The sequence below is a fragment of the Phocaeicola coprophilus DSM 18228 = JCM 13818 genome (assembly GCF_000157915.1).
Lineage (GTDB): Bacteria > Bacteroidota > Bacteroidia > Bacteroidales > Bacteroidaceae > Phocaeicola > Phocaeicola coprophilus.
Genome location: NZ_EQ973643.1, coordinates 223,594 through 247,508, shown reverse-complemented (window position 1 = coordinate 247,508; position 23,915 = coordinate 223,594). Strand labels below are relative to the sequence as shown.

The window sequence follows — 23,915 nt, the reverse complement described above, 5'->3', positions numbered from 1 at the left end:
ATACATTTTCTGTACTTGCTGAATTTAGAATGTTCAGCATGCCGGTCTTGATACAAATAGTTGCAACCGGTCTGTAATTTGAACAATCTATTATACTGTAAAGATAATCGCATTTCCATAAATGGATGGATTCTCATATTTCCACTTCCATAAATAGCAGTGCAAAACCTTTTCTTTTTCCACCGCCTACTCTTGTTCAAATAACCCTTGCATATGGATATGAACACACTTCAATATGTCGTCGGAGAGGCGAAGGCAGGCCAGCCGGCTGTTATCCGTTTCTTCGGTCGCGTGACGGAAGAGACGACCTCACGTTTCAATGACGAGTTCGACTTTTTGGAAAATATCATCCGTCCCTCCTGTATCCGCGTGTTGATCAACTCGGAGGGCGGCAGTGTCCTTTACGGCATGTCCACCTATTCCACCATCGCCAATGCCACGGTGGATACGGAATGTATCATCGAAGGGGTCGCGGCATCGATGGCCTCCATCATCTGGGCGGCGGGCAAGCGTTCTCTCATGCGTGATTATGCCATACTGATGATTCATAACCCGATGTTGCCGGACGATGACGGAGGGGAACCGTCGGACATGGTAACGGCTTTTACCAAACAGATCGAGACGATTTACCGGAAACGGTTCGGCCTGAAAGCGGAGCATGTGCGGGCCATCATGGACGGACAGGCAGGAAAGGACGGGACCTATTTCGACGCACAGGCTGCCGTCAAGGCCGGCATCATACCTGCGGAGCATGTCATCCATACCTCGAAGCAGCTTTGCCGTAAAGTGCATGACGAGATAGAAGGATTGACCGATACGGCCGCCATCCAGGAACTGATGAGCCGTGTCAGCGCGGGAAATAAACCTTTCAAAGGCATTGAACCTACTCTTACAGAAACGGAAAACGATATGGCAAACGAAAACAAGACACAAGGCTTTGAGTACGGGGCGATTGCAGCCTCGCTGGGCATGAAGGACGGTGAGGTCAAGGACGTGATGGCACGTATCTCTGAACTGGCCGCGATGGAACCCAAATACAGAGAAATACAGAAATCACTGAGCGACGCGCAGACCGTCATCGCCGGAAAAGACGCCTCCATCCGGAACTTGCAGACAGACCTGGCCGCAGCGACGGCACGCCTTTCCGCCTACGAGCAGAAAGAGAAGGACGAGCAGGCTTCCCGTATCGAGACATTGGTGGAGAATGCCATTGCAGAAGGCAAGATTGACCGTGAGGCGAAAACGCAGTGGGTGGAGATGGCCGGTTCCAACTTCGAGTTGGCGGAAAGCACGCTGGCTTCCATTCCCGCGCGGGAGAAAATCTCGAAGGAAATCGCCGATGACCCTGCCAACATCCAGGCCACGGCGGAAGCGACAAAGACCGCCGAACAGCTGATGGCCGAGAAGGTGGCGGAAGTGGTCGGTGCGGATTTCAAGTTCCGAAAGCTCTGACAGACTATCCGCGGGCGTCCGCCCGATTTTAACTGACATGCCGGAGACCGCAGTGTCTCGCGCGGAAACAGCAGGTATCCGCCAGTCGGCCGAGTTTCATTCTTCAACGGAAAACTTAAAACGACAATGGCTGATACAGTAAACTTTCTTCAAAACGGGTATAGCGGCGAAGTACTTGAGGACTTGCTGACCTATACCGTGCAGGGCAATGATACAGTCCGCGAGGGACTGATTCATATCAAGACGGGCATCCAGCACCGCTATACGCTTCCTGCCATCAAGCTGGGCAACATTATCCAGGACAACGTGCCGACCCCACAACCCATCCACGGAGCCAAGGGCGATGACGGCACGAACGAGTACCAGTTCACCGAACGCCATCTTGAGCCGTCCGATTTTATGGTCTATCTCGAGTTTAACCCGAGGGACTACGAGAAGTACTGGCGTTTCGCGCAGCCGGAAGGCAATCTCGTGTTCCGCGAGCTCGACCCGAAAATCCAGGCGACGATGCTCCGTCTCCTTATGGACAAGAAAAACGAGTATATCGGAAACGCCATCTGGACTTCCGCCCGCGGAGGAGAGACGGTGGCCAAGATTACCGCACCGGAAGGCTGCACGAAAATCGGAGCCAACAAGGAGAAATATTTTGACGGGGTCATCAAACGGATCCTCGACAATGTGAACTCCTCCGATGCCGAGGTGGTTGCCGGAGGGCAGTGCATCATTTCGGGAACGACCGAGCTGACGGACGGGGCCGCGGTGGAGGCGGCGCTCTATGCGATGTGGAGGAAATGTCCGAAGCAGATCCGAAAGAAGACATCTCTGACCTTTGTGGTCGGATGGGACGCCTGGGACGCGTATGACCAATATATCTCGGACAAGCAGGTCAAGTATTCCGAGAATACCGAGGTCAACCGCTATCGCTTCAAGGGCAAGCGCATCGTCCCGGTCGTGGGAATCCCCGAACACACGATGGTGCTCGGCGAGTTCTCCACCGGCATGGACTCCAACCTGTGGATGGGGGTGGATTACGCGAACGACACGGACATCCTGAAAATCGACCGTCTGCAGGCCAACTCCGAGCTGTTCTTTTTCCAGATGCGCATGAAAATGGACGTGAACATCGTCCGCCCGGCGGAGATCGTGGTCCATACCGCCTACAAGAAGAGCGAATAACACACCTTTCTTCATTCTCAATATCCACCCGGGGAGCGGAGGCAAGGCCCCGTTCCCCATTTTCATTCTACTGTTATGGCAAAGAAAATCAACACGGAGGAAACTCCGCAGACAGACAACAATAATATTCCTGCACCGGAGGCTCAGGCGGTGCCCGTTCCGGAAACGGCATCGGAAAACCTCGGGACAGGCGGCGAGACTGAAGACAGGCTGCCGGCCAAGACCGCGGGGAAAGGGAATGCAGGGTCGGAGGAGACGACAGAGCCTCACATCCTGTCCCTGTTGAAAAAGTTCCCGGCATATCCGTCGCTGTACATCGACACGCACGGAGGAACCTATGCGCCGGACACGGCGGCCGCCATCAGGGGCAAGGCCGTACTCTACAGGAATCCTTTCTACAACGAACTTAAAAAGAAATCATAATGGCACTCGGTAATGTATTTATCAAGGATGTGGACGGCAATATTCCTTACGATACCGGCTCGTCGGGCGAGAAGGTGACGGGACTGCTGTTCGACGTGTCCCTCCAGCCGACGCTTTTCACGGAGGGGTATGGTAAAACCAATGAGACCAGGCTCAAGCCTGGCGATGTCTGCTACATCACCTCGTTCAAGTCCGCCGTGAACGACTTCGGTATCATCGAACGTGTGGAGGCAACCGACGAGGAGGAGATGAATGTCAATTTCCTGCACGGCATCCCGGCATACCATATCCGTGAATTTTTCCGCATGTCCGGCAATCCGGGCGGTTCAGGAAAACTCTACGTGATGTTCGCGGACTGTTCGGCGAACTGGGATGCGCTGGAAATCATGCAGCGTGCTGCCGGGGGTATGATCAACCAGATAGGCATATGGACGGAACAGCCGCTGTGGAAAGCGAACGGCGCATCGGAACAATACAACCTCAATCTGGTAAAGGGGCTCAACGACGTGGCCGTGGGGCTTGCGGAGCAGAACCAGCCGCTCTCGCTCATCCTTTCCGCCAATCCTTCCAATACGGGGGCGGATACGACTGAGGGGCGTCAGATTGACCTGAATAAAATACCTTCATGCATCTGTGAATCAAGCCGTATCAGCTGTATATTCGGCCAGGCGCATCACGAAAAGATCTCCACGATGCAGATGTGCAACAGGAACCATACGCCCGTGGGATTTTTGGGAGCGGTTATGGGAGCCATAGCAAAGGCCAACGTGCACGAATCCATCGCATGGGTCAAGCAGTTCAATCTCTTCGCGGACGATTTCCAGGAAATAGAGTTGGGGTTCGGGGACATCAACCTCGACGAGGCAGAGGAGAACTTCCTCAGCCTGAACCGGTACGAGTCACTCTCCCCGTCACTGCTGGACGAACTCGACGATAAGGGGTATATTTTTCCCATCAAGTATGCCGGCCGCGAGAACGGGATCTACATCTCGAAAGACCAGACATGCTCACATGGGGATTTCCGTACCATTGCCCGGAACCGCACCATCAACAAGAGCCGCCGTGCCGTGCGTGCAGCCCTGCTGCCGTATGTGAACTCACCGCTGATGGTCAATCCTTCAACCGGGTTCCTCGCCCCGTCGAAGATTACAGCTTTCAAGACACTCATCGGGGATATACTGGCCAAGATGCAGGCGGCGCAGGAAATTTCAGGATACGCCGTCACTATCGACCCGAACCAGAACGTGTTGGTGGACGACACGCTGCGCATCTCCTATGTCCTTGTCCCGGTGGGCGTGGCCGTGAAGATTTATGTAGAGGAAGGACTGTCATTAACCGCAAATAAGACATAGCATATGGCAATAATCAACAATGTAGCATACTCGTGGTCGATGATAACCCTGTCATCGACCGCCCTGGGAATCGATGAAGGTTCCACGACCCTTGAAGGCGTGTCGGCCATCAAATGGTCGAAGAAGCGCAAGGTCGAAAGTAACTACGGCATGGGAGGACGGCCGGTGTCGAGGGGGTTCGGGAACATTACCTATACGGCGAGCATCACGATGGACTATGCCACGCAACAGCTGTTGCGTTCGGTGTACGGCTCGCTGCTCGAAATCGGCGAGTTCGACCTGATTATCAGCTTTGCCAACCCGATGGCCGGCGAGGACTGGACAACGACGACCGTAACGCTCAAAGGTTGCATCTTCACGGAGGATTGTCTCGAGTCACAGCAGGATGATACCAATATCACCCATGAATTCGATCTCAACCCGTTCGATATCCAAATCGGCTCGGGTGATACAATCTAAGCTGTCATGGATGTAACTTTCGAGGGGAAATCTTCTACCGGAAAGAACGAATGGCTCACGCCTCCCTGCCTGCTTCGGAGGCTGGGGCCGTTCGATTTGGATCCGTGTTCGCCCGTAAACCGCCCATGGGATACGGCGCGACATCACTATACCATTGAGGATGACGGCCTGCAACAACCCTGGTTCGGACGTGTGTTCTGCAATCCTCCCTATGACACTGCACTGATTGTCCGGTTTATCCGCAGGTGTGTCGAACACAGGAATGCCGTCGCGCTCACTTTTGCCCGCACGGACACGCGCCTGTTCCACGAACTGATATTCCCAAACGCCGATTCAATACTCTTTATCAAGGGACGGCTCAGTTTTTACCATGTTACGGGGGAACAGGGTGGTACGGCCGGAGCGCCGTCATGCCTGATCGCCTTCAACAAAGAAAATACCGCGGTTCTGGAAACATGCGGTATCGACGGGAAGTTGGTGAAGCCACGACTTCAATAGTCAACCATAAATTTGTTACATAATAACCCGTCTGTTTGCCGGATATTGACCTTGGCTGACAGACGGGATTTATGTATGGCAGACTTAAATCGAAATATGCGCTTCCTTATCGAATGACGTATGCTCGTTACTGAACACATAGCCCAACTGGTTGCATATGCACCGGGTGTTTCCGATGACCTTATTGATATTGCGGTGCGAGTGGCCATATATCCAGTATTCAATCGGGCTGTCTGCAATGAAACCGCCAAGCTCCACGGTAAATGCCCCATTGAGCGGACTGCCCTTGAACTCCGGCGCCATCAGTTCGAATGACGGTACATGATGAGTGGCGACAATGAGATGTCTGGCAGTACTTTGTTTTACGCTCTGTTCCAGAAAACGGAAACAGCGCGAATGTTCGTCATTGAACCTTGTCCAGTCCAGCGGTTCGCTGCCGTAACGCATCCTGCGGAAATCTGTGATGGCTGCCTCAGTTTCATAGGCATCCTGCAACAGGATATGTGACCACAGTGTGGTAGCGATCAATTCTATATCGTTACCCAATGGGATAACGGCATTATAGTGGCAGGTGATGTTTTCCCTGATTTTGAGCGACCAGCCGTTATACAGCTTGTCTATGTCGAACATCTTGTAAAACTCGTGGTTTCCGGGAACCACGATGACCCGGCTGTAATTTCCGGAAGCCCAGTCCCAGAACGGATGTCTGGAGTAGTTCTCATCTCCGATATATCCTATATCTCCGGCAAGGACAAGCACTTCTCCGGCAACAGCCAGCGGGTTGTGCTTCAAAAAACTGCTGTTCTCCCGAAACTCGAGATGCAGGTCGGATGCGTATTGGATTCTCATTGTTGTGTTATGAAATTGGCTTCAAGTTGTTCCAATAACTGTTCTCCGGAAATGCTTTTAAGTCCTGCCGATTTGAAAAAATCAGAGTTTGGCACTTCTTCTTTGACAGCCAGGCAAAACCTGTCAACATCTTGTTTAAGCGAATCAGGAACTTCGTAGGTGTCGGCAGGAGCAAGCATGGCAACCAGCCGGAATACATCTTTCTTGTGCTTGACGATATGTTTGCTGTCCACTTGTTCTCCATTGCTTTTCCGCTCGGTCATTTCTAAATAGGCCCTGCATTTCAGACAGATAAGACTTTCAATGTTCGCAATATGTACGCCCTCCTCCAACGTGCTGTGTTCAATGGTATAATAATAATAGTCATCATCCATCAAAATGGCTGACAGACTTGACAGGTCATCATCAACCGGAATGGGGGTAATGTGGGCATCGTCCGGGAATTTGACAACCCCGATATTTCGTGAAAAGAGTTCTATCTGATACGGGAAATCCGGATTTCCCGGTTCCTTGAACCTGTAATATTCATGCCTGCATTCCCCGTTCCCGGTTCCCTTATTCCTTTGTCTGTACCCTGCGGTTTTTACAAACTCCCAGAATTTTGCAGCAAAATCCGAAGACAGCGCCTCCACAATCAGTATAATGTCTATGTCCTTGGTCGCCCTTGGAGTTTGTGCATATATTTCTTCATGCATTTCACAGGCAGTACCACCTATGATGACATAGTTTCCTTCATATCCGGTGAAAAACTCCCTGAATTTATCAATTCCTCTTACCATATCATATTATTTATCATAGTTTCCAATTCTATTTGAATGCGTTCATCATCCATATCCTTCATGGCCAGAAATAAAGACAATTTGTCTACAATGCCGTTTTTTGAGAAAAAACATGGATTGTAACGCCATATCTCTATGCGGGTCTCGCCATATTCCTTGTCTGTCCGGATTTGCAACCGTCGAGCTTCTTCTTTTGCAATGGCATAAGTGTCATTTTTTTCCTTGTTCAGCATTGAATATTCCGACAAGGCATTTACTCCACTAATACAAAATACTTCATCAGGCAGACTATCGGTATATACAATCCGCTCGATGGGGTTCGCCAGGAACGGCAACATCCTGTCCCATAATTCACGCTTTTTGAACTGAAATATCATACTCTTTGTCTTGCCGCCGGATAAAGCGATAACTTCTTTATCTTTCAGCCATCTGACCGCCCGGTTTACATTGGCATACGACACGTTGAAAAGATCTGCAATATCATAAGTTCCTTTCCCTTCGAGAGACTTTACTTCAAGATGATAAAGGATTATGCATTGGGCAATTGCAGGAATCTGCGTTTCTTCACCTCCCCCGATATTATTTTTATGCGGTTTCAAATCTATCAACAAATCCGGTATGAACATTTGCTTTTGCGGTATGATGAAATTTACACGATGTCTGACAAGACGCCGTACATTATAGGCCGCCACTGTACGCAATACAAATATTACCGGGCATTGGGCTTTTCGCTCAACCAGTTCTTTTTGTTTCCGCATCTGCCCCGGAGTATATGCAGAACTGTCTGCACTATACAGAAGAACTACGTCATGCCCCAACAAGTTAGCCGTACAAAATGTATAACCGGCAGTAATATTGGCTGGGAATGTATGCAAGACATCCTTTTCGACCGGCCTGATGTCCGCCCTCAAATCAAGCAATTCAGCGATGTACCGGCTTGTCACATCTATAAAATCATCTATTTTGCACATAATCATTTATGTTTGAGAATATGCAAAATTAACGATTATATACTATATATCAAAGAAATATATGAAATATATTCAGCGAAATTTCCTTTAAAGACTGATCTGGGAATATCAGGAGCAAAGAAGTTTTTTGTATAACATATGGATTACAAGTGAATAAGAACCGTGTCTTCAACCTTTCCACGATTCTTTGTCCTACTCTTTCGGTGAATCAAAACAAATTCGATATGGACGAAAAAATGCTTTCATTGGAACAGGAGATCAAGATCAAGGAAAAAGCCCTCAAACTGAAAGAGGAGAAGAAACTCCGCAAGATTTGTCCGATGGTCGTTTTCGGAGACACCGCAAACGGCGAGAAAGAGATTTATGTGGCCTACATGTCCGAACCGAGCTTTCCGCAGTTCAGCAAATTCATGGCCGCTTCCAAAAAGGACGAGGTAATCGCCATGCGCACGTTGGCCCGCGACTGCTTCGTGGACGGAGATAAGGAACTCGTGGACGACGAGTCGCTCTTCCTGTTCGGTCTGATGGGACAGCTTTCCGAGCTGATCACCACCCGCCAGAGTGTCCTGGTAAACTTATAAGCCGGTGGGTAGTGACCGACGAGCAGCGCATCCGCCAGCGGATGATCTATGTCCGCCACTACTTTCCCGGCGTCAACCTCGACACGATTTCCGACGAGGAGTTCGCGATGCTTTCCGAAGAGGCGTTGTGGCTGCACGAGCAGATGCTCATCAGCCGTATGCCCGTTCCGATGTCATTGCCGGAGAGGACTCCTTGACCTGCCGCCGTAAGCTTCCGGTTTGCGGCGGCCTTCGTTTCATAATCTCCGCCCTTGCGGAAAGACTATTCTTTTAACGCAGTACCCATTACCATGGCTCAGGAACAGAACTATCAGGTCAACTACTCCATCAACGTGGATGCCTCTCAGGGCACCAAGCAGGTTATCGCCTTCGGTGAGGCGGTAGGCAAGCTGGTACAGGCGAAAGCGTCCCTGACTCCGGCCGTCACGAACATCAAGAATATGATGGACGAGATAGACCGCGTGTTCCGCACCAAGAACGGCAAGAAACGTAATTTCGATTACCGCCTGACCATCGATACGAAAAAAAGCGAAGAGAAGCTGGAACGTATCAAGGGGTTACTCACGGATATTTCCACGCTTTCCAAAGGCATCAGCCTGACCATCAATGCCGGTCAGGCTTTGGACAGCAAGAAAATCAAGGCCAACGCCAAAAGCCTTTACGAGAAAAAGGCTGCCGAGATGCGCAAAGCGGAGATCGAAAAGAATGCCGCCTCGTCCGTTGGCACGATGGCAGACGCGCAGAAACGCATTACCAAAGCCATCGGGAAAATCAACTCCGCCCTGGTTTCCATGGAACGTGACCGGGAACTGCAAATCAAGACCGGGACGGCGGAAAACAGGTTGCAGCAGATACTTTCCCTATTGGGTCGTATCAAAAGTGCTTCTGTCATTTCTTTCAACATGCAGGGAGGCATACCATCCGAAGGACTCACACCTTCCGTTCCGGTGCCATATGCTCCGCAGGCCTTCGTAATGCCCGAAAAGGCCCGGCAAAAACTGATGGAACGGCTTTATGCAGGACAGCAGCTGCATCGCCAGAAACTGGTCCACGCGGAGGAGCTCTTTACCGCAGACCAGCGCCGTAAGGCGGCTCTGGCAGAAACCGCCGCGGCGGAAAAGCGGCGTGCCGATGAAGCGCGGGCTAAAGAACGGGAGTGCAAGAATGCCGCCCGTGCTGCGGAGAAAATACGCCGGCAGGCAGAACAGGCACGCCGTAAGGCAGAAACGGAACGTATAAAGGCCGAGCAGGCTGCAAGACGGCAGGAACAGCGCAATGCGATGCAGTCCGTCAGGCTCATGCAGCGGGAACATACTGCAGCCGGTACGCTCTACCGCAGTAAACGCCGTGCCGCCATCAACCGTATCCAGTATTCGAAAGCGCCGTCACTCAGGAACCTCCCGTTCGCTTCGATGCTCAATGCCTATATGGGTTACAGCCTGATCCGTTCGGAACTGACGAAGGCCATCGACTATTCCAACATCATGGAATCGGCACATTCCATCCTCCGTGTGGCGGACAGCGACCTCAAGACATTCGAGACCCGTTTTGACAGTATGGCCCGTCATGTCCGTAAAATCGGCATCGACACGAAATACACAGCCGTGGAGATTGCCGGTGCCGTCAAATACCTGTCGATGGCGGGCATGAATATCGAGACAATCAACAAGTCCATCCGCCCGATCACGAACCTGGCACTTATCGGTGACAACGACGTGTCGTATATCGCCGACCTGGCCACGAACATCATGGCCGGTTATGATATCCATAACGACAGCATGGACAGCGTGGCGGACATTATCTCCTCCACCATTTCCCGCTCGAATGTGAATATCGTGGAGATGGCGGAGTCATACAAGATGGCTGCCGGTTACCTGCGTATGGCGGGCGTGGACTTCACGGAAAGCAGTGCCGCCATCGGTCTTTTGGGCAATATGGGTCTGAAGGGAACGCTGGCGGGAACCTCGTTGCGTGCTCTTTCCACACGTTTTGCCAAACCTACCAAGGAGGCACAGGAAGTTCTGGACCGCCTGGGCATCCGGTTCACGGAAATGCGCGACATCGAGGGGGTGCAGGTCGAGAAACTCCGTCCTATAGCGGACATTTTCGAGGAATTGAACAAGAAGGGCGCGTCGATGGCGGATGTCCAGGCAATCTTCGGGAAAATTGGCGGTAACGCGGCGATGATGTTCCTGAAGAACTACGACAAACTACGAGAACTGACTTCATATAACCGGGGGTCCCAGGGCGTTTCCTCAGAACTGGCATTGGTAAAGCAGAATACGACCAAGGGATTGTGGGCGCAGGTGACCTCCCAGCTGACCGAAGGGTTCATGCAGGCATACGAGGTGTTGGAACCCTCTATCCGCACTGTGCTCCGCACTTTTCTGGCAAAGTTCAAGGCTCCGGAATTTACCCGTGGCCTGGTGTCCATCGGGAATGCCTTGTTGGACATCTTCACCGTGATCGGCAATATCGGCGCATGGGTGACCCGCAATTTCCATTGGATAGAACCGCTTGTCTTTACAGGCGTTGTCGCGACCCGGCTGTTCAAGGTGGCGGGAGCCCTGACGAATATCGGCATCGCCATGGGGTTTATCGGCAAACAGTCTGCGGCCACGACATCAATCAGTGCCGTGCAGGGGCTGCTGGGGGCGGGTGGTATCGGTAAGGTTTCGTTTGCCCAGAAGCGGGCCATCGTGTCGGCCATGCAGTCCGCAGGCGTGGCGGGACGGGGAGCGATGAACCGCGCCTTGATGGCCGGGGGCGGTGTCATCGGAGCCAAAGGAGTCCTGCAGTCGCTGTTTGCCACACAGGTGGCTACCGGCAGCGGACTGACCGGTGCTGCCGCCTCGTTGAGTGCCATCAGTACAGGCGCGGTTGCCGCCACGGCAGGTATAGCCGCATTGGTCGGGACTTTGGGATGGGTGGCTTACAAGACCTGGAAGATAAAGGAGGCGAAGGATGCCGTACTGGAAGAGATCGAATCGAACCGCAAGTACCGTTATCCGTCCATAGAGGCACTTTACTCCTCCCTGAGCGAGACCTATAACATGGCTGTCAAGACAAAGCGTGCCGTGGACGAGGTCGTTGCCGGCAAAAGTATCGAAGAGGCTTCGGGACATAAAATCGGAGCCTTCACATCCAACTGGTGGGCCGGGTTCTTGGGGGAATTTGCCATCGCTTCATCTGAGGGGATGGTATCGCGAGACCATGTGTATAACATGGACAAAGCCCGTCAGGATGACATAAGGGATGCGCTTGTCACCCTTGCCAAACGCGACAGCCAGACACGTATCGATGCCGCGTACGCCGAGTTCGGGAAGATGGGTACGGTATTGGAAGTGGACGCTTTCCTCAAGACGGTAAAGGAGCGTTTCGGGCAACAGGAGAAGGATCTCGACAAGTCTTTGTGGCGTATGCAGGATGGCAAGGCCGTCTATGTGAATGATATCGGGGACAGGTCGGAAGCGGTTGCCGCCCGCACATACGACTATGCCCGGTACATGAACACGCAGACCGTTCCGGAGATTGTGCGTGCCGCCACCGCTTATCGGAATGCCATATCGAGTGCCGCCAATGCGCATGAGCTGATGCGTAAGGGAGGGTTCGACTTTGACCAGTTCAGGGCCTGGGGATTCGAGCAGGACGAAAACGGGCTATGGAAACAGCGGGCACTGGGGCAGAACGCCACCGATGCGCAGCGTATAGACAACATCGCGCATCGCAAGCTGGCACATACGACACTCGTGAAGTTCTTTTCATCGCTCCGGCAGACTTTCGGAGGTTCGGCGGAGGCAGCCGAGAACATCCTCCGCGTGGCGGGCTTCACTCCCGACCAGTACGGCAACGAACCGGATTCCAACGATACACGTCCGTTTGCTGCCAACCCGATTACCAACACGCATCTGGATGACGGAGGGGCCGGCGGCAACTATTCCGGCACGGGGCGGTTGTCCTCGGCGGCACCTAAACAGGTCATCGTGAACATAGAGAGCCTGCTCAGTGTCAGGACCATCGACCTGATGAAGTCGAAGGAGGGGCAGACGGAAGAGATACAGAACCTGAAAGAACAACTGGCACAGGCGCTCATCGATGTCGTGCATGACTTCGATGCCTCCTGGAACGCATAAAATGAAAGGATTATGGGAAGACTGATACAAATCGCGGCCTCGACTTTGTTGAGCGGAGGCATACTCAACCACGGTTCGCTTGGCGGATACATCAGCAACGCCACGCGTCTGGCGTTGGGCATGGGGCTTGCCGAATTGCAGGACGGGCAGGTACATTACTTCTCCAGGCACCATGACCTGCTCAAACGGGCAGCCATACAGGTTGCCTCGCAGACGGCTTACGGGTTGCTACGTTCCTATCCCCGATACCTCAAATACTGGGAACAGCAGGTGCGGGACAAATATCTTCAGACACAGTCGCAGTCCAGCCTTGCGAACAAGACCGGACAGTACTACCAGCTCATCAGGGAACAGCAGGCGGTGGCGCAGAAGAAAAACCATATCGATTCCATCGTCGGCCGGACAGTGGCGGATTTTCTGGAACTGTCCATATCAGAGGAGGGGAAGTATTATGACAACAGCGAGTGCAAGGTTTTGCCGAACAGCCGGTATGGACTGGTGACATTCGTGGACCTGGGACCGCAGGTACAGGTCAGCAGCCGGAACAATATCCTGCTGACCCGGGTACAGGGGCGGGACTATACCCGCAAGGAATATATATCCGGGGGTGACCTCGAGATTACCATCAACGGCAAGATCACCTCCAAATACCCGGACGTGTATCCCGAGGCGGAAGTGTCCAAGTTTATCAGGCTGGTACAATACAAGGGTGTCATCGATTGCGACAACACGGTATTGCGCCAGTTCAACATTTCACGGTTGATTATACAGGGCTATACCTTACAGCCTACGGATTGCCGGAACGTGCAGCCGTATTCGCTGAACTGTGTCGCCGTGGAGCCATCGGAAGCCGTGGAACTGAAACTGGCGGAACAGGAAAAGGTGGACACGGCCATCAAGCACACGAACAAGTGGATCAAGTATGTTAAATTCGGTACGGAGGTCATCGACCCCGCCTCGTTGCTTAAACTGACACGTTTATGGGTATAGCTGCAATGGATATCCTCTGCTGTCGCATCACCATCGGGGATGCCGACCCATCCAATCCGATGAGGATACAGAACGGCGTGGAGATTACGGAAGTCCAGTCGCTCGAAATCAACGAGAGTTACAAGAAGCTGATCGGAACGGCCAAAGTGATATTCCCGAAAGGGTCGGTATGCCGCTCCACGATTATCGGGAACGTGACATTGGAGGGCAAGGACGTGTCGAGGATAACGACGGAGGTGATGCAGGACGGTGTCATCATCGAGAAACGCAGCGCGCAGCGTCTGGTTGACGAGACGACATTCAAGGTCGGACAGCGCATCAATATCAAGCTGGGCTACAACGGCGTGCTGAAAAATATGTTCGACGGATACATTACCGGATACAATTCGGACAGCACGCTGGAAATCCAGTGTGAGAATATGGCCTACAAACTCAAACTGAAACAGGCACCTCATTTCGAGACCCCGGCGAAAGGGACGACGGTGAACGAGGTGCTGGAAGGCAAGTATAATATCCTGAAAGATACCGGCTTCAGGATACACTCGGATACGAAGCGGTTTGAGATACATATCGGCAAGGTAAAGGTCACGGACAACTTCACGGTAGCGGATATCCTTTCCGAATGGTCGAAGTACAAGGTCTACTGTTTTTTAAAATACGATGCCGATGATGACGGGGCCATACCGTCCATTGCCGTCGGGCGTCCTTATTCGTCCAGCAAGGCTCAGCCGGTATTCCCGGAGGATGAATCGACAGGACCGTACAGGATATACTTCAACGAGCATGTGGCGCAGAGCAACCTGAAAGTGGTCAAGACCGATCCGAAGTTTTTGGCGGTGACGGGCAAGGCACTCGGGACGGATGAAAAATTCTTTGAGGTGACAGTACGCATGAATCCTGAATACGACCCGGCGACGCCGGGCAGCAAGGAGTTTCAGACGGTCAATGCCACGCAGATTTCAAAAAAGACGCACAAAGTAACGGGCAACACGACGGCATCAGGAGCGAAGACCAGGACCAAGGTGGATTTATCCACATATACCATCGTACCATATATGTCACCTCATGTCGGAATCAATTCCGACCGGCTTGTAGAAGAGACGACGGAATACTTTCGGAATTACAATCTGAACGGAATCACCGGCAATGTGACAGTATTCGGGGATTTCGGACTGTCTCCTGCCGTACAGGTGGAACTGATCGACTACCGTAATCCTTCCAAGAACGGCGTATACCTCGTGGAAGAGGTAACGACTACTTTCGGGGTGGGTGGATACAGGCAACAACTGAGTATTCCGTATAAAATTAGGAAATAAGATTTACCGTTATTCAACAGGAGGAATTTCTATCAATGGTTCTTCGTTTATTACCTTGATAATATTCGGAAGTTCGCTATTGTATTTATCGTCAGTAGAGCAATCAAAACCTTTTCTTCCACTAATGAAATCCGGTGTCGAAGTTTCAAAAGACCCTTTGCGTACAACCGGTATAAATTTAGTGGTTCCCTGATTGTTATATATTTCATGTGATATTATACCCCCTTCATAAGCGGCACCTCCTTTACCGGATTCAGCTTTCTCTTTATACTTTGGAGTCAGAATGCACAGAACTTTAGTTGCCTTACGGATGCTTTCAAGCATAAATTTAGGCAAGTCAGTTCCATGAGGTTGATACTGGTCTATTTGAGCATCAATCCCTCGTCTTCGCAAATCTTTGGCGAAAGTTTGAATCCAATTCATAAAGACATTGTCTTCTACCTCCCACGCATACGAAATCAACACAAACGGCTTGTTTTTATTCACAATTGGTTCTTCCGCCACTTTATTGAGAATTTCAGGCAGAGGCGTATTATCGATTGTAGGAATGTCTACATCTGCCCAAGGATTCAAAGCTTCTTGTATCGCATCTTTTGGAGTATTCATTAGCAGCAGCCTGTTTATTTTGATAGACAAATCTTTGAGGAATTTTTGTACATCATTCTCATCAAGAGCTAAAAATAAAGTCCTATACCATTTAATTCTTGATGTAAATTCTTCCTTTTCCCGCAATTCTGCCATATATTCCCCATATGTATGAGGTAACGACAATGTTGTTAAATATGGCCTGATTGTATTATAAAACAATGGTCCATCTACATACAGCGGCGCATAATCATTTTCTTTGTTCGATCCGATAATATTCCAAAGCTGTTCATATATATCTGATCTACTGGTCTCTTTTTCATAAATTGTCCGCTCAAGGGAAATTTTAGGAATAACACACTCTCCCCCATTTATAACATCGGCACCATTCTCCGTAAGAGCTATAAAATCTCTATCTTTTAAGTAGAGATAGCCATTATCAATGAGGGTATTTACCAGGAAATACAATATACCCAATTGATTACGAGTAAATTGCTTTTCAGCTGCAAATCTAAAATTTCTGAGCATGTTACCTTGCCCGGCTTTAAAGCATCTTGATTTTTGAAAGAAATCAAATATATATGTAATATAGGATTCTAAAATTTCTTGTTTCATAAGTAATATCATTGTCTTTGCAAAAGTACAAAATAATTGGCAACCAATAAACTATGCTCCTCCTATTCTTTCAAAAAACTCATGTCTTCAGACAAATCCAACCAGTTGCTTATCCGTGAGGCTATCCGCAAGATAGCCTTGGGACGGAGTATGGAGCGTATCAATCTGGCTCCCGGAGGCATGTCCGGTATCGGTACGGCCCGCATGATACACGGCTATGTCGCCAAGATACACGACAACCCCTCGGACGAGGAGTTTTCCGACTACGGCGGTACCATTGATGTCGGCGAGTACCCGGACGAGACGGCCTCCGCCGAACCTGTTATCCATAAAGGCGTGTTGCTCTCGGCCGCCACCAACAGCGAAGGCGGCTTCCTGATCGTCCCCGCACTTTTTTCCGACGTGACCATCTTCATGGATGCCGCCACCCGTTATGCCTATGTGGTTAACTTCTCCCATGTGGATATCCTGCGGCTCAATGCCCGCACGGAAACCGTCATCGGCGTGACCGAAATGGAGGAACTGGATCCGGAAAACGACTCTTCCCCGGACTACGACGAACTGGAAACCACCGGTAACGAGACCTCCACCCACTATACGCCGACGGCCGTCACAACAACCGTTAGGAATGACAAGGACAAGGAAGCGACAACCGTTATCGATGCGGAAAGCATCACGCATACGGTGGACAAGTCTGAAGTCAGACAGACAGCAGATAAAGTGGTACAAAAGGTCAATTCCACGACCGTTGCCGTTGCCGACAACAAGGTGACGCTCGGTGACGAGAATGCCACCGAGCCGCTGGTTCTGGGTAATGAGCTTGCCCGGCTGATGCTCGACTTCCTGACGGAATGTTCGAAAATCATGACTCCCACACTGATGGGCACGATGTCGCCGATCAATATGCCGAACTTCATCTCGCTGACATCACGTATCCAGAAATTTCTTTCCAAGACCAGCTATACCAAATGAGCGTACAACTGCATCCCGATATAGAAACCCTCGACAAGGAGAGCCTGTGCTATTCCATCTATGCACAGCTGTACCATAACTTTTTCAATGCCCAGCAGAAAAAGGACGACGAGCATCCTTACGGCATCGAGGAAGGCGACGAGACCAGCCTGAGACTGAAGAATACCGCTTACGGTTTTGCATCCGCCATTGCCGGAGCCGTTACGGGAGAAGGCGGTTCCGGAAGCGGTGGCTTGCTGTTGGATTACCTGAAGAAATCGGGCGGTGACATGACCGGCAAGCTCAGTGCCAATTACGGTTTCGAAGCCGGCATTGGAAACACCCGTATCCTGGAAACCTATTCGCAGGACATTACCGATCCGGAAGGTGTGGTAACTGCCATCGAGTACGGTATCAGGATTACCGGCAACCTGAAAGTCGGGGGCGACAGCCTGCATATCGGCGGCAGGCAGTTGCTCCGTTACGACGCGGACAAGGCCACCGCTACAATCAACGCTTCCCATATAGACTTTCTGGATGCGACGGTACATTCCAAAGGGGCATGGATTATCGGGGACGAGGATACAGGAATATCCATCTCCCCGACACGGCTGGCCGTGGGCGGGCAGGATGTCTATCATCGTGGCAACGCCAATACGGACACGGTGGATTGGACGATGCGGGACGGCATGGTGAGACGGAATCTGACGGTGCGAGGGAGTACGGTCATGGATGGCGGACTGAAAGCCTTGCAAGGCGTGGAACTGGGCGACAAAGGGAAATGTCTGCTTTCGTTTTCGGAAGAGGATGTCGCGCTCGGCGGGTTCCTCTCGTTCCTGGACGGATTCGGCATCCGGATCGGAGATGTTCCCGTACTGCTCTGTACCGACAAGGACAAGATACAGTTCGGGAGTATCGGCGGTGACCTTCTTTTAGGCGGCGACCATACCCCGAAGATACGCCTGTTCTCCGGCATATCGGACGTGGACGGCGAGTGTCTGATGCTTTCCCCTTACGGAAAGGCTTGTTTTCCGGGCTCGCTGACTGTCCGCCACAACTACGGCGCCGACCTGCTCTCCTCATACCGGGTAGACACTTCCGATGAAGGTATCGTTATCCACAAGCGCTTGCGGATGGGCACAGCAGAGGGATTTATGTTCACAGGCGACAGGGAGCGCGTATCGCTTTCTTCCGAGGTAATCTACGAGGAAGAGGACGTAAGGACGGCTATCCCTCACAGCACGGATTTTTCACACCGTCCGTCCGTGAGCTGTTATGCCCCGCAGAACCGTCACAGCGAATCGTTCCATATCCGCACCGATGCCGATTTCGTTACGGTCGCTGTTCCGTTGGAAGCAGCCGGGCATATCGGAATCCATGCGTCGCCCACCCGGATTACTGACAGAATCCTATACTTGACAGAGGCGTTACGCCTGCAAGCGGTGGAGGACGGTATCCGGCATTACGGAAACAGCGTCTTTACCGGGTCGCTCTCTTCGGAGTTCTTTTCCCCGGGCCTTTCCGGAAGCGGATGGGCTGTCCGCCGGAACCGGACGACAGGAGGCGTCTCCGCCACATTCGACGAGGTGGTGGCCCGCCGTAAGTTCCGCGCCTATGAGTTCGAGGTCGAAAAGACTTCGGTAACCAACGGTTCCTTCTGGATCAGCGACAGCTGTTCGGGAGACACCGTGGAAAAACTGTCATAATCCATGTCCGTATTCCGTTATCCGACATACAAGATCCGTATTGCCCCCGACTCGCAGAAGACACAGGGACTGCAAGCCGGGGATATCATCCGCAGGCAATATGCCGAACGGGAGCGTACCGTCTATTCGCTGATGTGCGTGACAGAAACCGGAACGGAGCTTGTCGGAGACAAGGACGCCCCTTATTTCATCGGGGCATTGCTGGACGGGGACGAACCGCAGGGCGGTGAACTGCTGGACTTCGTGCGGATTACCAACCTGTTCGATACGGCACGTAGCGGCGCCTTGTACCTGACGGCTTCTGACAGCGATTCACCCTATATGGATGTCATCGACGGCATGGCGACCGAACGCTCCCTGTGCTATCCCGTCATGGACGGAGGCATGGCGGGAGTGCCGGACAAGTCCAGGTACGCCGTTTATGGCAGCATGCTGCAAACGGAATATCTGGATGCCGATTCGGAAGCGACACGCATTGTCCGCATTATCCGCAACGCGGAACCGGCAGGAAACGCTTCCTTCGGGCTGATGCTGACATTGGAAGAACCGGTCGGATACCCGGAGCGCCTGCTGGTATCGTTCAAGGTCAGGTCTTCCAAAACATCAGGTTCCGTACCGATCCGATTCGGCTATACGAACCGTGAAAAGACGGATGCGGAAGATGAAATCTCCATCGGCCGGGAATGGAAGTACAAGTTATGGGTCATCACCGTGGATTACCCGGCACAGTACAGCCGGAGCCTGTTTCTTGACCTGACATCAAGCCTGGCCTCCGAGGGGGACTGGTGCGAGGTCGCCGACCTGAACATTGTTCGTCTTGCCTCCGTATCCGCTTTCAGCGAGGCGAGCAAGGCCCGTGTGGGAAAGGTCAGCGGCATCATCGATCCGGTCTTCGGCATGTTGGATGGTTACGGGGCCTATTTCCAGAATCTCTATGCCACACGCAATGTCAATATAGCCGGCACGCTTACCGCGGGAGACGAGAACGGTTTTTCAAGCACGTTTTATGTGGGCAAAATCCACAAGAATGTCATACCTGACAGCCTGTCCTGCCGGTTCAGCCATTCGGAAGAGCTGGATGAAACATCTCCCGCCGGACTCGGGCGGTGTGTACGGATAGCCGGAGACAGTCTTCTTGGTGCGCAAAGTGCCGCCTGGCGGGAGGCTCATACAGGAGTCTGTTATTGTTTCTCAGTCTGGATAAAAGCGGAAGATACGGCAGCCATCCGGTTCTATCAGGATGAACATCTTGTCGGTGATCGGACGGTGGCTGCCGGTAAAGGATGGGTCCGTTATAATGTCCCGTTCCTCATACGCGGGTCAGATTCCCCCGTCATGTGTCTCGGCATTGCCGCTTCCGTCCCCCTGTCGTTGTCCGCCCCTCAATTGGAGGCCGGAAGGAACGTGACCCCCTATCAGGCGACCGATGAAGCCTTGTCCTACACGGACGATTACGGTGCCTGGTTCAATAAGGGAGGTATCGGGGGTACCATACAGAATCCCCTGTTGCGGCTGAACGAAGACGGCTCGATCGTTTCACGGGACGGTTCTTTCGTCATCCATCCGGACGGGACGGGCCATTTCGCCTCGGGACGGTTCAAGTGGGGCAAGGATACCATCGAACTGCGCGATGTGACCATCCGCTGGGAAGACCTCGATGAGGAGGCGCAGGAACTGCTCAAGCCCCGTTCCGTCTCCCTGACAGGCGGCACGGCGTTCCATTTCAAGGACGAGCTTTCAGGCGCATGCGAGCCGGAGAATATCCCGCTTGTGGCGACCGAATACAATTTCGAGCCGGAAAGTCGGCAGTGGGAATACCTTGCCGTTGACGGCATATGGAAAGATGCCGGATGCAATGCCGCCGTATTTGAAATGACACCCCCGTTTCATGGCTGGGAAGGGCGCGACGTGCTGACCCTCCGCTACACGGCAACATACCGTAATGAAAAAATCAGTGCGACCCATACCTTTTTCAAACTTTACGACGGATCTCCCTCCTATACTGTTTATGTGGAGTCTGAAAACGGCACGACATTCCGCAACGGAATCGTCTCGACGGTACTCCGTGCCAGGGTGTACAGGGGCGGTGAAGAGATTACATCGCTCATTCCCGACGGCAATTTCCGCTGGATACGGACGAGCCGCGATACGGAGAGTGACAGGATATGGAACGCCGCACCGCGTTACGGCAGGGAGATAGAGATAACCGGCGGGGACGTGTGGCGCAAGGCCGTTTTCGATTGCGAAGTGGAAATAACAAATAACCGATAATCTATTATGGCAGTAAAAGTAGCCCGCGGGCAGGTCACCATCATCGACCAGAACGACGCGGTATCGTTGCAGGCATTCATCGGCTCCTCGCAGCCCCTGACACAGGTGTACAACAGAGACAACAATGCCTATGCCCCTTCGTGGGCGGCTTCTCCCTATCTGGTACTTACCCCTTCGCTCTTCGTCAGCGGTCAGGCGGCGACCGACCAGATCACCTCGGTAGGCAATGCCGCGACGCTTACGGCAGGCGTGAAGAGCGGCTCGGCCAAGTGGTACAAGAACGGTACGGCGATCGTCTCCGGACAGGACAGCTGCACCATCGGCGCGGCATCGGCCAAGTATGCCCTTACCGTCAAAGCCAACCACATGACCGTTTCCGCTCCGCAAGTGCGTTATACTTTCGAGGCGGTTTACATCGACGCCAACGGGCTGGAGATTCCGTTCCGGGCGGAGATTCAGTTCACGCAGCACCTGAACGCCGGAGCGATGATCGCCGCCGTGGCGTATGCACCCGACGGCATCGTATTCAAGAACGACGAGGTGGCGACGCTCAGGGCGCATTGCGACCTGTGGCGCGGAGCCTCTATCGACACGACGAACGTCACCTACGCGTGGGGCATCAAGGATTCGGCGGTATTCGCGGGCACGACACTGACAGCTGCCGCGGCAGCCGGAGCCACGACCATAACGGTCGCTTCGGTAATGAACATGGAGGCGGGAGGCAGGATAACCATAGGATCGGCACAGTACACCATTTCGGCAGTCAACGCCTCCACGAAGGTCGTGACGCTGACCTCCGCACTGAGTGCCGCAGCCGCATCGGGAGCCGCCGTTTCGTGTCCCTACTACAACTCCATGCTGGGTGCCGGCTGGGCATGCCTTACCTCGACCAATCCTCGGGGCGTGACGGCAGGCTGGACGACAAACGAAATCACGATTACGGCAGATGCCGTTCTCAACTTCGAGACCTTCAAGTGCGCCATCAAGGATACGGACACCTCGGCGGGCAACGCCTCGGCGAACAAGGTCGTCTGCGACATCATCTCCTTCACGGATATGTCCGACCCCATCACGGTTGATCTGGTCAGCCAGAAGGGGTTCACCATCAAGAACAACGGCAATGACGTGGATGCCAAAGCCGTGTTATACAGGGGCGGTGAGGAAATCGACACGGGCGGGACAGCTTATACCTATACATGGAAACTGTGGAACTCTGCCGGGACTTCCGTCGTGAAGACCTACACGGGAAAATCCATCACGGTCTCGAAAGCCGATGTGACGGGGAAAGGCGTGCTGATGTGCGAGGTATCGAAATAAACGACATGTCTTACAACGAATACGAGGGTGCCAAATACTTTTTGGGACACCCTCATTGCGTCTGACGTGTTTCCCGACAGGAAAGTCAGTCTCTTGGCATGGATTTCACGATCCCGCTCACGGGGTCGAATTGTACGGCGGCATTGTTGAACAGCCGCTCGATATGCCCGCTGCGGATCATTTCGGAGGTCGGCAGACAGTGAAGGACGGGCGTATCGATAAGGGCTATTCTGTCACTCAGCGAGAGGGCTATATCCAGTTCGTGAGTGGAGAACAGAATGCATTTGCCCTCAGCATGCGCTAACCGTGCGAGCAGGGAACACAATTCGTAACGGTTGGGCATGTCAAGAAACGAGGTCGGCTCGTCCAACAGGATGACGGGCGTTTCCTGAGCCAGAGCACGGGCTATCATAATGCGCTGGCATTCACCGTCCGACATCTTATCCATCGTGCGGCCGGCATACGCCTCCATTCCGACCGAAGAGAGCGACCGCATGACGATTTCCCTATCTTGAGGCTGCATGCGGCCGATCCAGTTGGTGTAAGGGGCGCGGCCGATAGCCACGACATCCTCGCACCGCAGGTTGGCGATGCGTGTGCGCTCGGTCGTGACAAATGCCAGTTGCCTTGCCTTCTCCGGAGTTCTCATGTTTGCGATACAATGTCCGTCGAGCAGGATTTTACCGCAATAATTATGATTCAGTCCGGCTATGGCACGGAGAAGTGTAGATTTCCCCGTGCCGTTCCTGCCAATAAGGGCAGTCAGCTGTCCTCTTTTGAAAGAGGCATCGACCTTATCGAGAAGCCTCTTCTCTGCGTAGCCTATGGAAAAATCGCACAGTTCTATCATACCGTCATCGATTTATTGCGTAAAACCACCCATACGACTATCGGGATTCCCAGCAGTGCGGTAATGGCATTTACGGGCAAAGTGAACATTTTGGAAACGATATCGCAAAGAAGCAATACCGCCGCCCCCGAGAGAAGGGTTCCCGGCAGGAGCACGCGGTGGTCGGCCTCGCGGAAGAGCATCCGCGCGACGTGAGGCATGGCAAGACCGATGAAGCCGATCGGGCCGCAGAAAGCCGTTACCGTGCCGGCCAGCAGCGTCGTCGAGAGAAACAGCAGACCGCGCGAACGGCGGATATTCAGTCCCATCGTTACGGCATATTCCTCGCCGAAGAGCAGGAGGTTGAGCGGTTTGATCGTCCATACGGCCAGCAGCAACCCGACGATGACCGACGGAAGGAGGATGGCGAGCTGCGGCACCGTCACGTCGCCGAGCGACCCCATCGTCCAGATGACGAACGCCTTTAACGCCTCCTCTTTGCTCAGATATTGCAATATCTGCACGACAGCGCTCACGCCTGACGAGAACATCATACCCAAAATCAATATCACCATAATGTCCTTTATGCGGTGTCCGACGGTAGCGATTACGAGCAGCACGACGGCCGCACCCAGCCAAGCCGCTCCGGCGATGCCTATCGA

The 23,915-nt window shown here is 52.7% G+C and carries 21 protein-coding genes; 15 read left to right on the top strand and 6 right to left on the bottom strand.

Going from position 1 to position 23,915, the window contains the following annotated elements:
- The first annotated feature begins 213 nt into the window (after nt 1-213).
- From BACCOPRO_RS08990 to BACCOPRO_RS08965, 6 genes are all read left to right on the top strand, one after another.
- Nucleotides 214-1,452 carry a Clp protease ClpP gene (locus BACCOPRO_RS08990; protein WP_004293607.1) on the top strand — a complete coding sequence of 413 codons (1,239 nt, stop codon included), beginning with the start codon at nt 214-216 and terminating at the stop codon, nt 1,450-1,452.
- A 126-nt stretch (nt 1,453-1,578) separates the two neighbouring features.
- A complete protein-coding gene (locus BACCOPRO_RS08985; RefSeq protein ID WP_004293606.1) occupies nt 1,579-2,628 on the top strand; it encodes a hypothetical protein in 1,050 nt (349 codons plus the stop codon).
- A 75-nt stretch (nt 2,629-2,703) separates the two neighbouring features.
- Entirely contained in the window at nt 2,704-3,051 is a 348-nt protein-coding gene (locus BACCOPRO_RS08980; RefSeq protein WP_004293605.1) for a hypothetical protein, read from the top strand.
- Nucleotides 3,051-4,403: a DUF2586 family protein gene (locus BACCOPRO_RS08975; RefSeq protein ID WP_004303973.1), complete on the top strand. Its 1,353-nt coding sequence runs from the start codon at nt 3,051-3,053 to the stop codon at nt 4,401-4,403. The genes BACCOPRO_RS08980 and BACCOPRO_RS08975 overlap by 1 nt, the downstream gene beginning before the upstream one ends.
- A 3-nt stretch (nt 4,404-4,406) precedes the next feature.
- The gene (locus tag BACCOPRO_RS08970; RefSeq protein ID WP_004293603.1) at nt 4,407-4,862 is read left to right on the top strand and encodes a hypothetical protein; all 456 of its coding nucleotides are present in this window, start codon (nt 4,407-4,409) and stop codon (nt 4,860-4,862) included.
- Between the two features lie 6 nt (nt 4,863-4,868).
- Complete coding sequence (locus tag BACCOPRO_RS08965) at nt 4,869-5,360, top strand: DNA N-6-adenine-methyltransferase (protein WP_004293602.1); 492 nt, start codon at nt 4,869-4,871, stop codon at nt 5,358-5,360.
- A gap of 84 nt (nt 5,361-5,444) precedes the next feature.
- Here BACCOPRO_RS08965 and BACCOPRO_RS08960 read toward each other — a convergent pair whose 3' ends face one another.
- Genes BACCOPRO_RS08960 through BACCOPRO_RS08950 form a run of 3 tightly spaced genes read right to left on the bottom strand, consistent with a single transcriptional unit; the run spans nt 5,445 to nt 7,959 of the window.
- Nucleotides 5,445-6,209: a metallophosphoesterase gene (locus BACCOPRO_RS08960; protein ID WP_004293601.1), complete on the bottom strand. Its 765-nt coding sequence runs from the start codon at nt 6,207-6,209 to the stop codon at nt 5,445-5,447.
- On the bottom strand, nt 6,206-6,988 hold the full coding sequence (locus tag BACCOPRO_RS08955) for a hypothetical protein (protein ID WP_008142932.1): 783 nt from the start codon (nt 6,986-6,988) through the stop codon (nt 6,206-6,208). Before BACCOPRO_RS08955 ends, BACCOPRO_RS08960 begins: the two co-directional genes overlap by 4 nt.
- Nucleotides 6,982-7,959 carry a hypothetical protein gene (locus tag BACCOPRO_RS08950; RefSeq protein WP_004303975.1) on the bottom strand — a complete coding sequence of 326 codons (978 nt, stop codon included), beginning with the start codon at nt 7,957-7,959 and terminating at the stop codon, nt 6,982-6,984. Before BACCOPRO_RS08950 ends, BACCOPRO_RS08955 begins: the two co-directional genes overlap by 7 nt.
- Nucleotides 7,960-8,183: 224 nt before the next feature.
- On the opposite strand from BACCOPRO_RS08950, the gene BACCOPRO_RS08945 reads away from it, so the two are divergent.
- The 5 genes from BACCOPRO_RS08945 (at nt 8,184) to BACCOPRO_RS08930 (ending at nt 14,979) form a co-directional block, all read left to right on the top strand.
- Nucleotides 8,184-8,540 (top strand): hypothetical protein, encoded by a 357-nt coding sequence (locus tag BACCOPRO_RS08945; protein ID WP_008860783.1) that lies wholly within the window; start codon nt 8,184-8,186, stop codon nt 8,538-8,540.
- An 11-nt stretch (nt 8,541-8,551) separates the two neighbouring features.
- Nucleotides 8,552-8,737: a hypothetical protein gene (locus BACCOPRO_RS17520; protein ID WP_004293597.1), complete on the top strand. Its 186-nt coding sequence runs from the start codon at nt 8,552-8,554 to the stop codon at nt 8,735-8,737.
- Between the two features lie 93 nt (nt 8,738-8,830).
- Nucleotides 8,831-12,673 (top strand): phage tail tape measure protein, encoded by a 3,843-nt coding sequence (locus BACCOPRO_RS08940; RefSeq protein WP_004293596.1) that lies wholly within the window; start codon nt 8,831-8,833, stop codon nt 12,671-12,673.
- A 12-nt stretch (nt 12,674-12,685) separates the two neighbouring features.
- Nucleotides 12,686-13,663: a DUF6046 domain-containing protein gene (locus BACCOPRO_RS08935; RefSeq protein WP_004293595.1), complete on the top strand. Its 978-nt coding sequence runs from the start codon at nt 12,686-12,688 to the stop codon at nt 13,661-13,663.
- On the top strand, nt 13,654-14,979 hold the full coding sequence (locus BACCOPRO_RS08930) for a hypothetical protein (RefSeq protein WP_004293594.1): 1,326 nt from the start codon (nt 13,654-13,656) through the stop codon (nt 14,977-14,979). The genes BACCOPRO_RS08935 and BACCOPRO_RS08930 overlap by 10 nt, the downstream gene beginning before the upstream one ends.
- Before the next feature lie 9 nt (nt 14,980-14,988).
- On the opposite strand, the gene BACCOPRO_RS08925 is transcribed toward BACCOPRO_RS08930, so the two are convergent.
- On the bottom strand, nt 14,989-16,179 hold the full coding sequence (locus BACCOPRO_RS08925; RefSeq protein WP_224200102.1) for a toll/interleukin-1 receptor domain-containing protein: 1,191 nt from the start codon (nt 16,177-16,179) through the stop codon (nt 14,989-14,991).
- Between the two features lie 81 nt (nt 16,180-16,260).
- Between BACCOPRO_RS08925 and BACCOPRO_RS08920 the strand changes: the two genes are divergently transcribed.
- The 4 genes from BACCOPRO_RS08920 to BACCOPRO_RS08905 are packed head-to-tail and all read left to right on the top strand — an operon-like array spanning nt 16,261 to nt 22,424.
- The gene (locus BACCOPRO_RS08920) at nt 16,261-17,151 is read left to right on the top strand and encodes a hypothetical protein (protein WP_004293592.1); all 891 of its coding nucleotides are present in this window, start codon (nt 16,261-16,263) and stop codon (nt 17,149-17,151) included.
- Complete coding sequence (locus BACCOPRO_RS08915) at nt 17,148-18,836, top strand: hypothetical protein (RefSeq protein WP_004293591.1); 1,689 nt, start codon at nt 17,148-17,150, stop codon at nt 18,834-18,836. The genes BACCOPRO_RS08920 and BACCOPRO_RS08915 overlap by 4 nt, the downstream gene beginning before the upstream one ends.
- A 3-nt stretch (nt 18,837-18,839) precedes the next feature.
- Nucleotides 18,840-21,107 carry a hypothetical protein gene (locus BACCOPRO_RS08910; protein WP_004293590.1) on the top strand — a complete coding sequence of 756 codons (2,268 nt, stop codon included), beginning with the start codon at nt 18,840-18,842 and terminating at the stop codon, nt 21,105-21,107.
- Between the two features lie 6 nt (nt 21,108-21,113).
- Nucleotides 21,114-22,424: a hypothetical protein gene (locus BACCOPRO_RS08905; RefSeq protein WP_004293589.1), complete on the top strand. Its 1,311-nt coding sequence runs from the start codon at nt 21,114-21,116 to the stop codon at nt 22,422-22,424.
- An 85-nt stretch (nt 22,425-22,509) separates the two neighbouring features.
- On the opposite strand, the gene BACCOPRO_RS08900 is transcribed toward BACCOPRO_RS08905, so the two are convergent.
- On the bottom strand, nt 22,510-23,274 hold the full coding sequence (locus BACCOPRO_RS08900) for an ABC transporter ATP-binding protein (RefSeq protein ID WP_004293588.1): 765 nt from the start codon (nt 23,272-23,274) through the stop codon (nt 22,510-22,512).
- Nucleotides 23,271-23,915: FecCD family ABC transporter permease (locus tag BACCOPRO_RS08895; RefSeq protein ID WP_008142919.1), on the bottom strand; the 645-nt coding region annotated here is incomplete at its 5' end. The genes BACCOPRO_RS08900 and BACCOPRO_RS08895, both read right to left, overlap by 4 nt.

Excerpts from the sequence above, each read along its gene's own strand:
- BACCOPRO_RS08990 (WP_004293607.1), top strand. The coding sequence starts at position 214 with ATGGATATGAACACACTTCAATATGTCGTCGGAGAGGCGAAGGCAGGC.
- BACCOPRO_RS08985 (WP_004293606.1), top strand. The coding sequence starts at position 1,579 with ATGGCTGATACAGTAAACTTTCTTCAAAACGGGTATAGCGGCGAAGTA.
- BACCOPRO_RS08980 (WP_004293605.1), top strand. The coding sequence starts at position 2,704 with ATGGCAAAGAAAATCAACACGGAGGAAACTCCGCAGACAGACAACAAT.
- BACCOPRO_RS08975 (WP_004303973.1), top strand. The coding sequence starts at position 3,051 with ATGGCACTCGGTAATGTATTTATCAAGGATGTGGACGGCAATATTCCT.
- BACCOPRO_RS08970 (WP_004293603.1), top strand. The coding sequence starts at position 4,407 with ATGGCAATAATCAACAATGTAGCATACTCGTGGTCGATGATAACCCTG.
- BACCOPRO_RS08965 (WP_004293602.1), top strand. The coding sequence starts at position 4,869 with ATGGATGTAACTTTCGAGGGGAAATCTTCTACCGGAAAGAACGAATGG.
- BACCOPRO_RS08960 (WP_004293601.1), bottom strand. The coding sequence starts at position 6,209 with ATGAGAATCCAATACGCATCCGACCTGCATCTCGAGTTTCGGGAGAAC.
- BACCOPRO_RS08955 (WP_008142932.1), bottom strand. The coding sequence starts at position 6,988 with ATGGTAAGAGGAATTGATAAATTCAGGGAGTTTTTCACCGGATATGAA.
- BACCOPRO_RS08950 (WP_004303975.1), bottom strand. The coding sequence starts at position 7,959 with ATGTGCAAAATAGATGATTTTATAGATGTGACAAGCCGGTACATCGCT.
- BACCOPRO_RS08945 (WP_008860783.1), top strand. The coding sequence starts at position 8,184 with ATGGACGAAAAAATGCTTTCATTGGAACAGGAGATCAAGATCAAGGAA.
- BACCOPRO_RS08940 (WP_004293596.1), top strand. The coding sequence starts at position 8,831 with ATGGCTCAGGAACAGAACTATCAGGTCAACTACTCCATCAACGTGGAT.
- BACCOPRO_RS08935 (WP_004293595.1), top strand. The coding sequence starts at position 12,686 with ATGGGAAGACTGATACAAATCGCGGCCTCGACTTTGTTGAGCGGAGGC.
- BACCOPRO_RS08930 (WP_004293594.1), top strand. The coding sequence starts at position 13,654 with ATGGGTATAGCTGCAATGGATATCCTCTGCTGTCGCATCACCATCGGG.
- BACCOPRO_RS08925 (WP_224200102.1), bottom strand. The coding sequence starts at position 16,179 with ATGAAACAAGAAATTTTAGAATCCTATATTACATATATATTTGATTTC.
- BACCOPRO_RS08920 (WP_004293592.1), top strand. The coding sequence starts at position 16,261 with ATGTCTTCAGACAAATCCAACCAGTTGCTTATCCGTGAGGCTATCCGC.
- BACCOPRO_RS08915 (WP_004293591.1), top strand. The coding sequence starts at position 17,148 with ATGAGCGTACAACTGCATCCCGATATAGAAACCCTCGACAAGGAGAGC.
- BACCOPRO_RS08910 (WP_004293590.1), top strand. The coding sequence starts at position 18,840 with ATGTCCGTATTCCGTTATCCGACATACAAGATCCGTATTGCCCCCGAC.
- BACCOPRO_RS08905 (WP_004293589.1), top strand. The coding sequence starts at position 21,114 with ATGGCAGTAAAAGTAGCCCGCGGGCAGGTCACCATCATCGACCAGAAC.
- BACCOPRO_RS08900 (WP_004293588.1), bottom strand. The coding sequence starts at position 23,274 with ATGATAGAACTGTGCGATTTTTCCATAGGCTACGCAGAGAAGAGGCTT.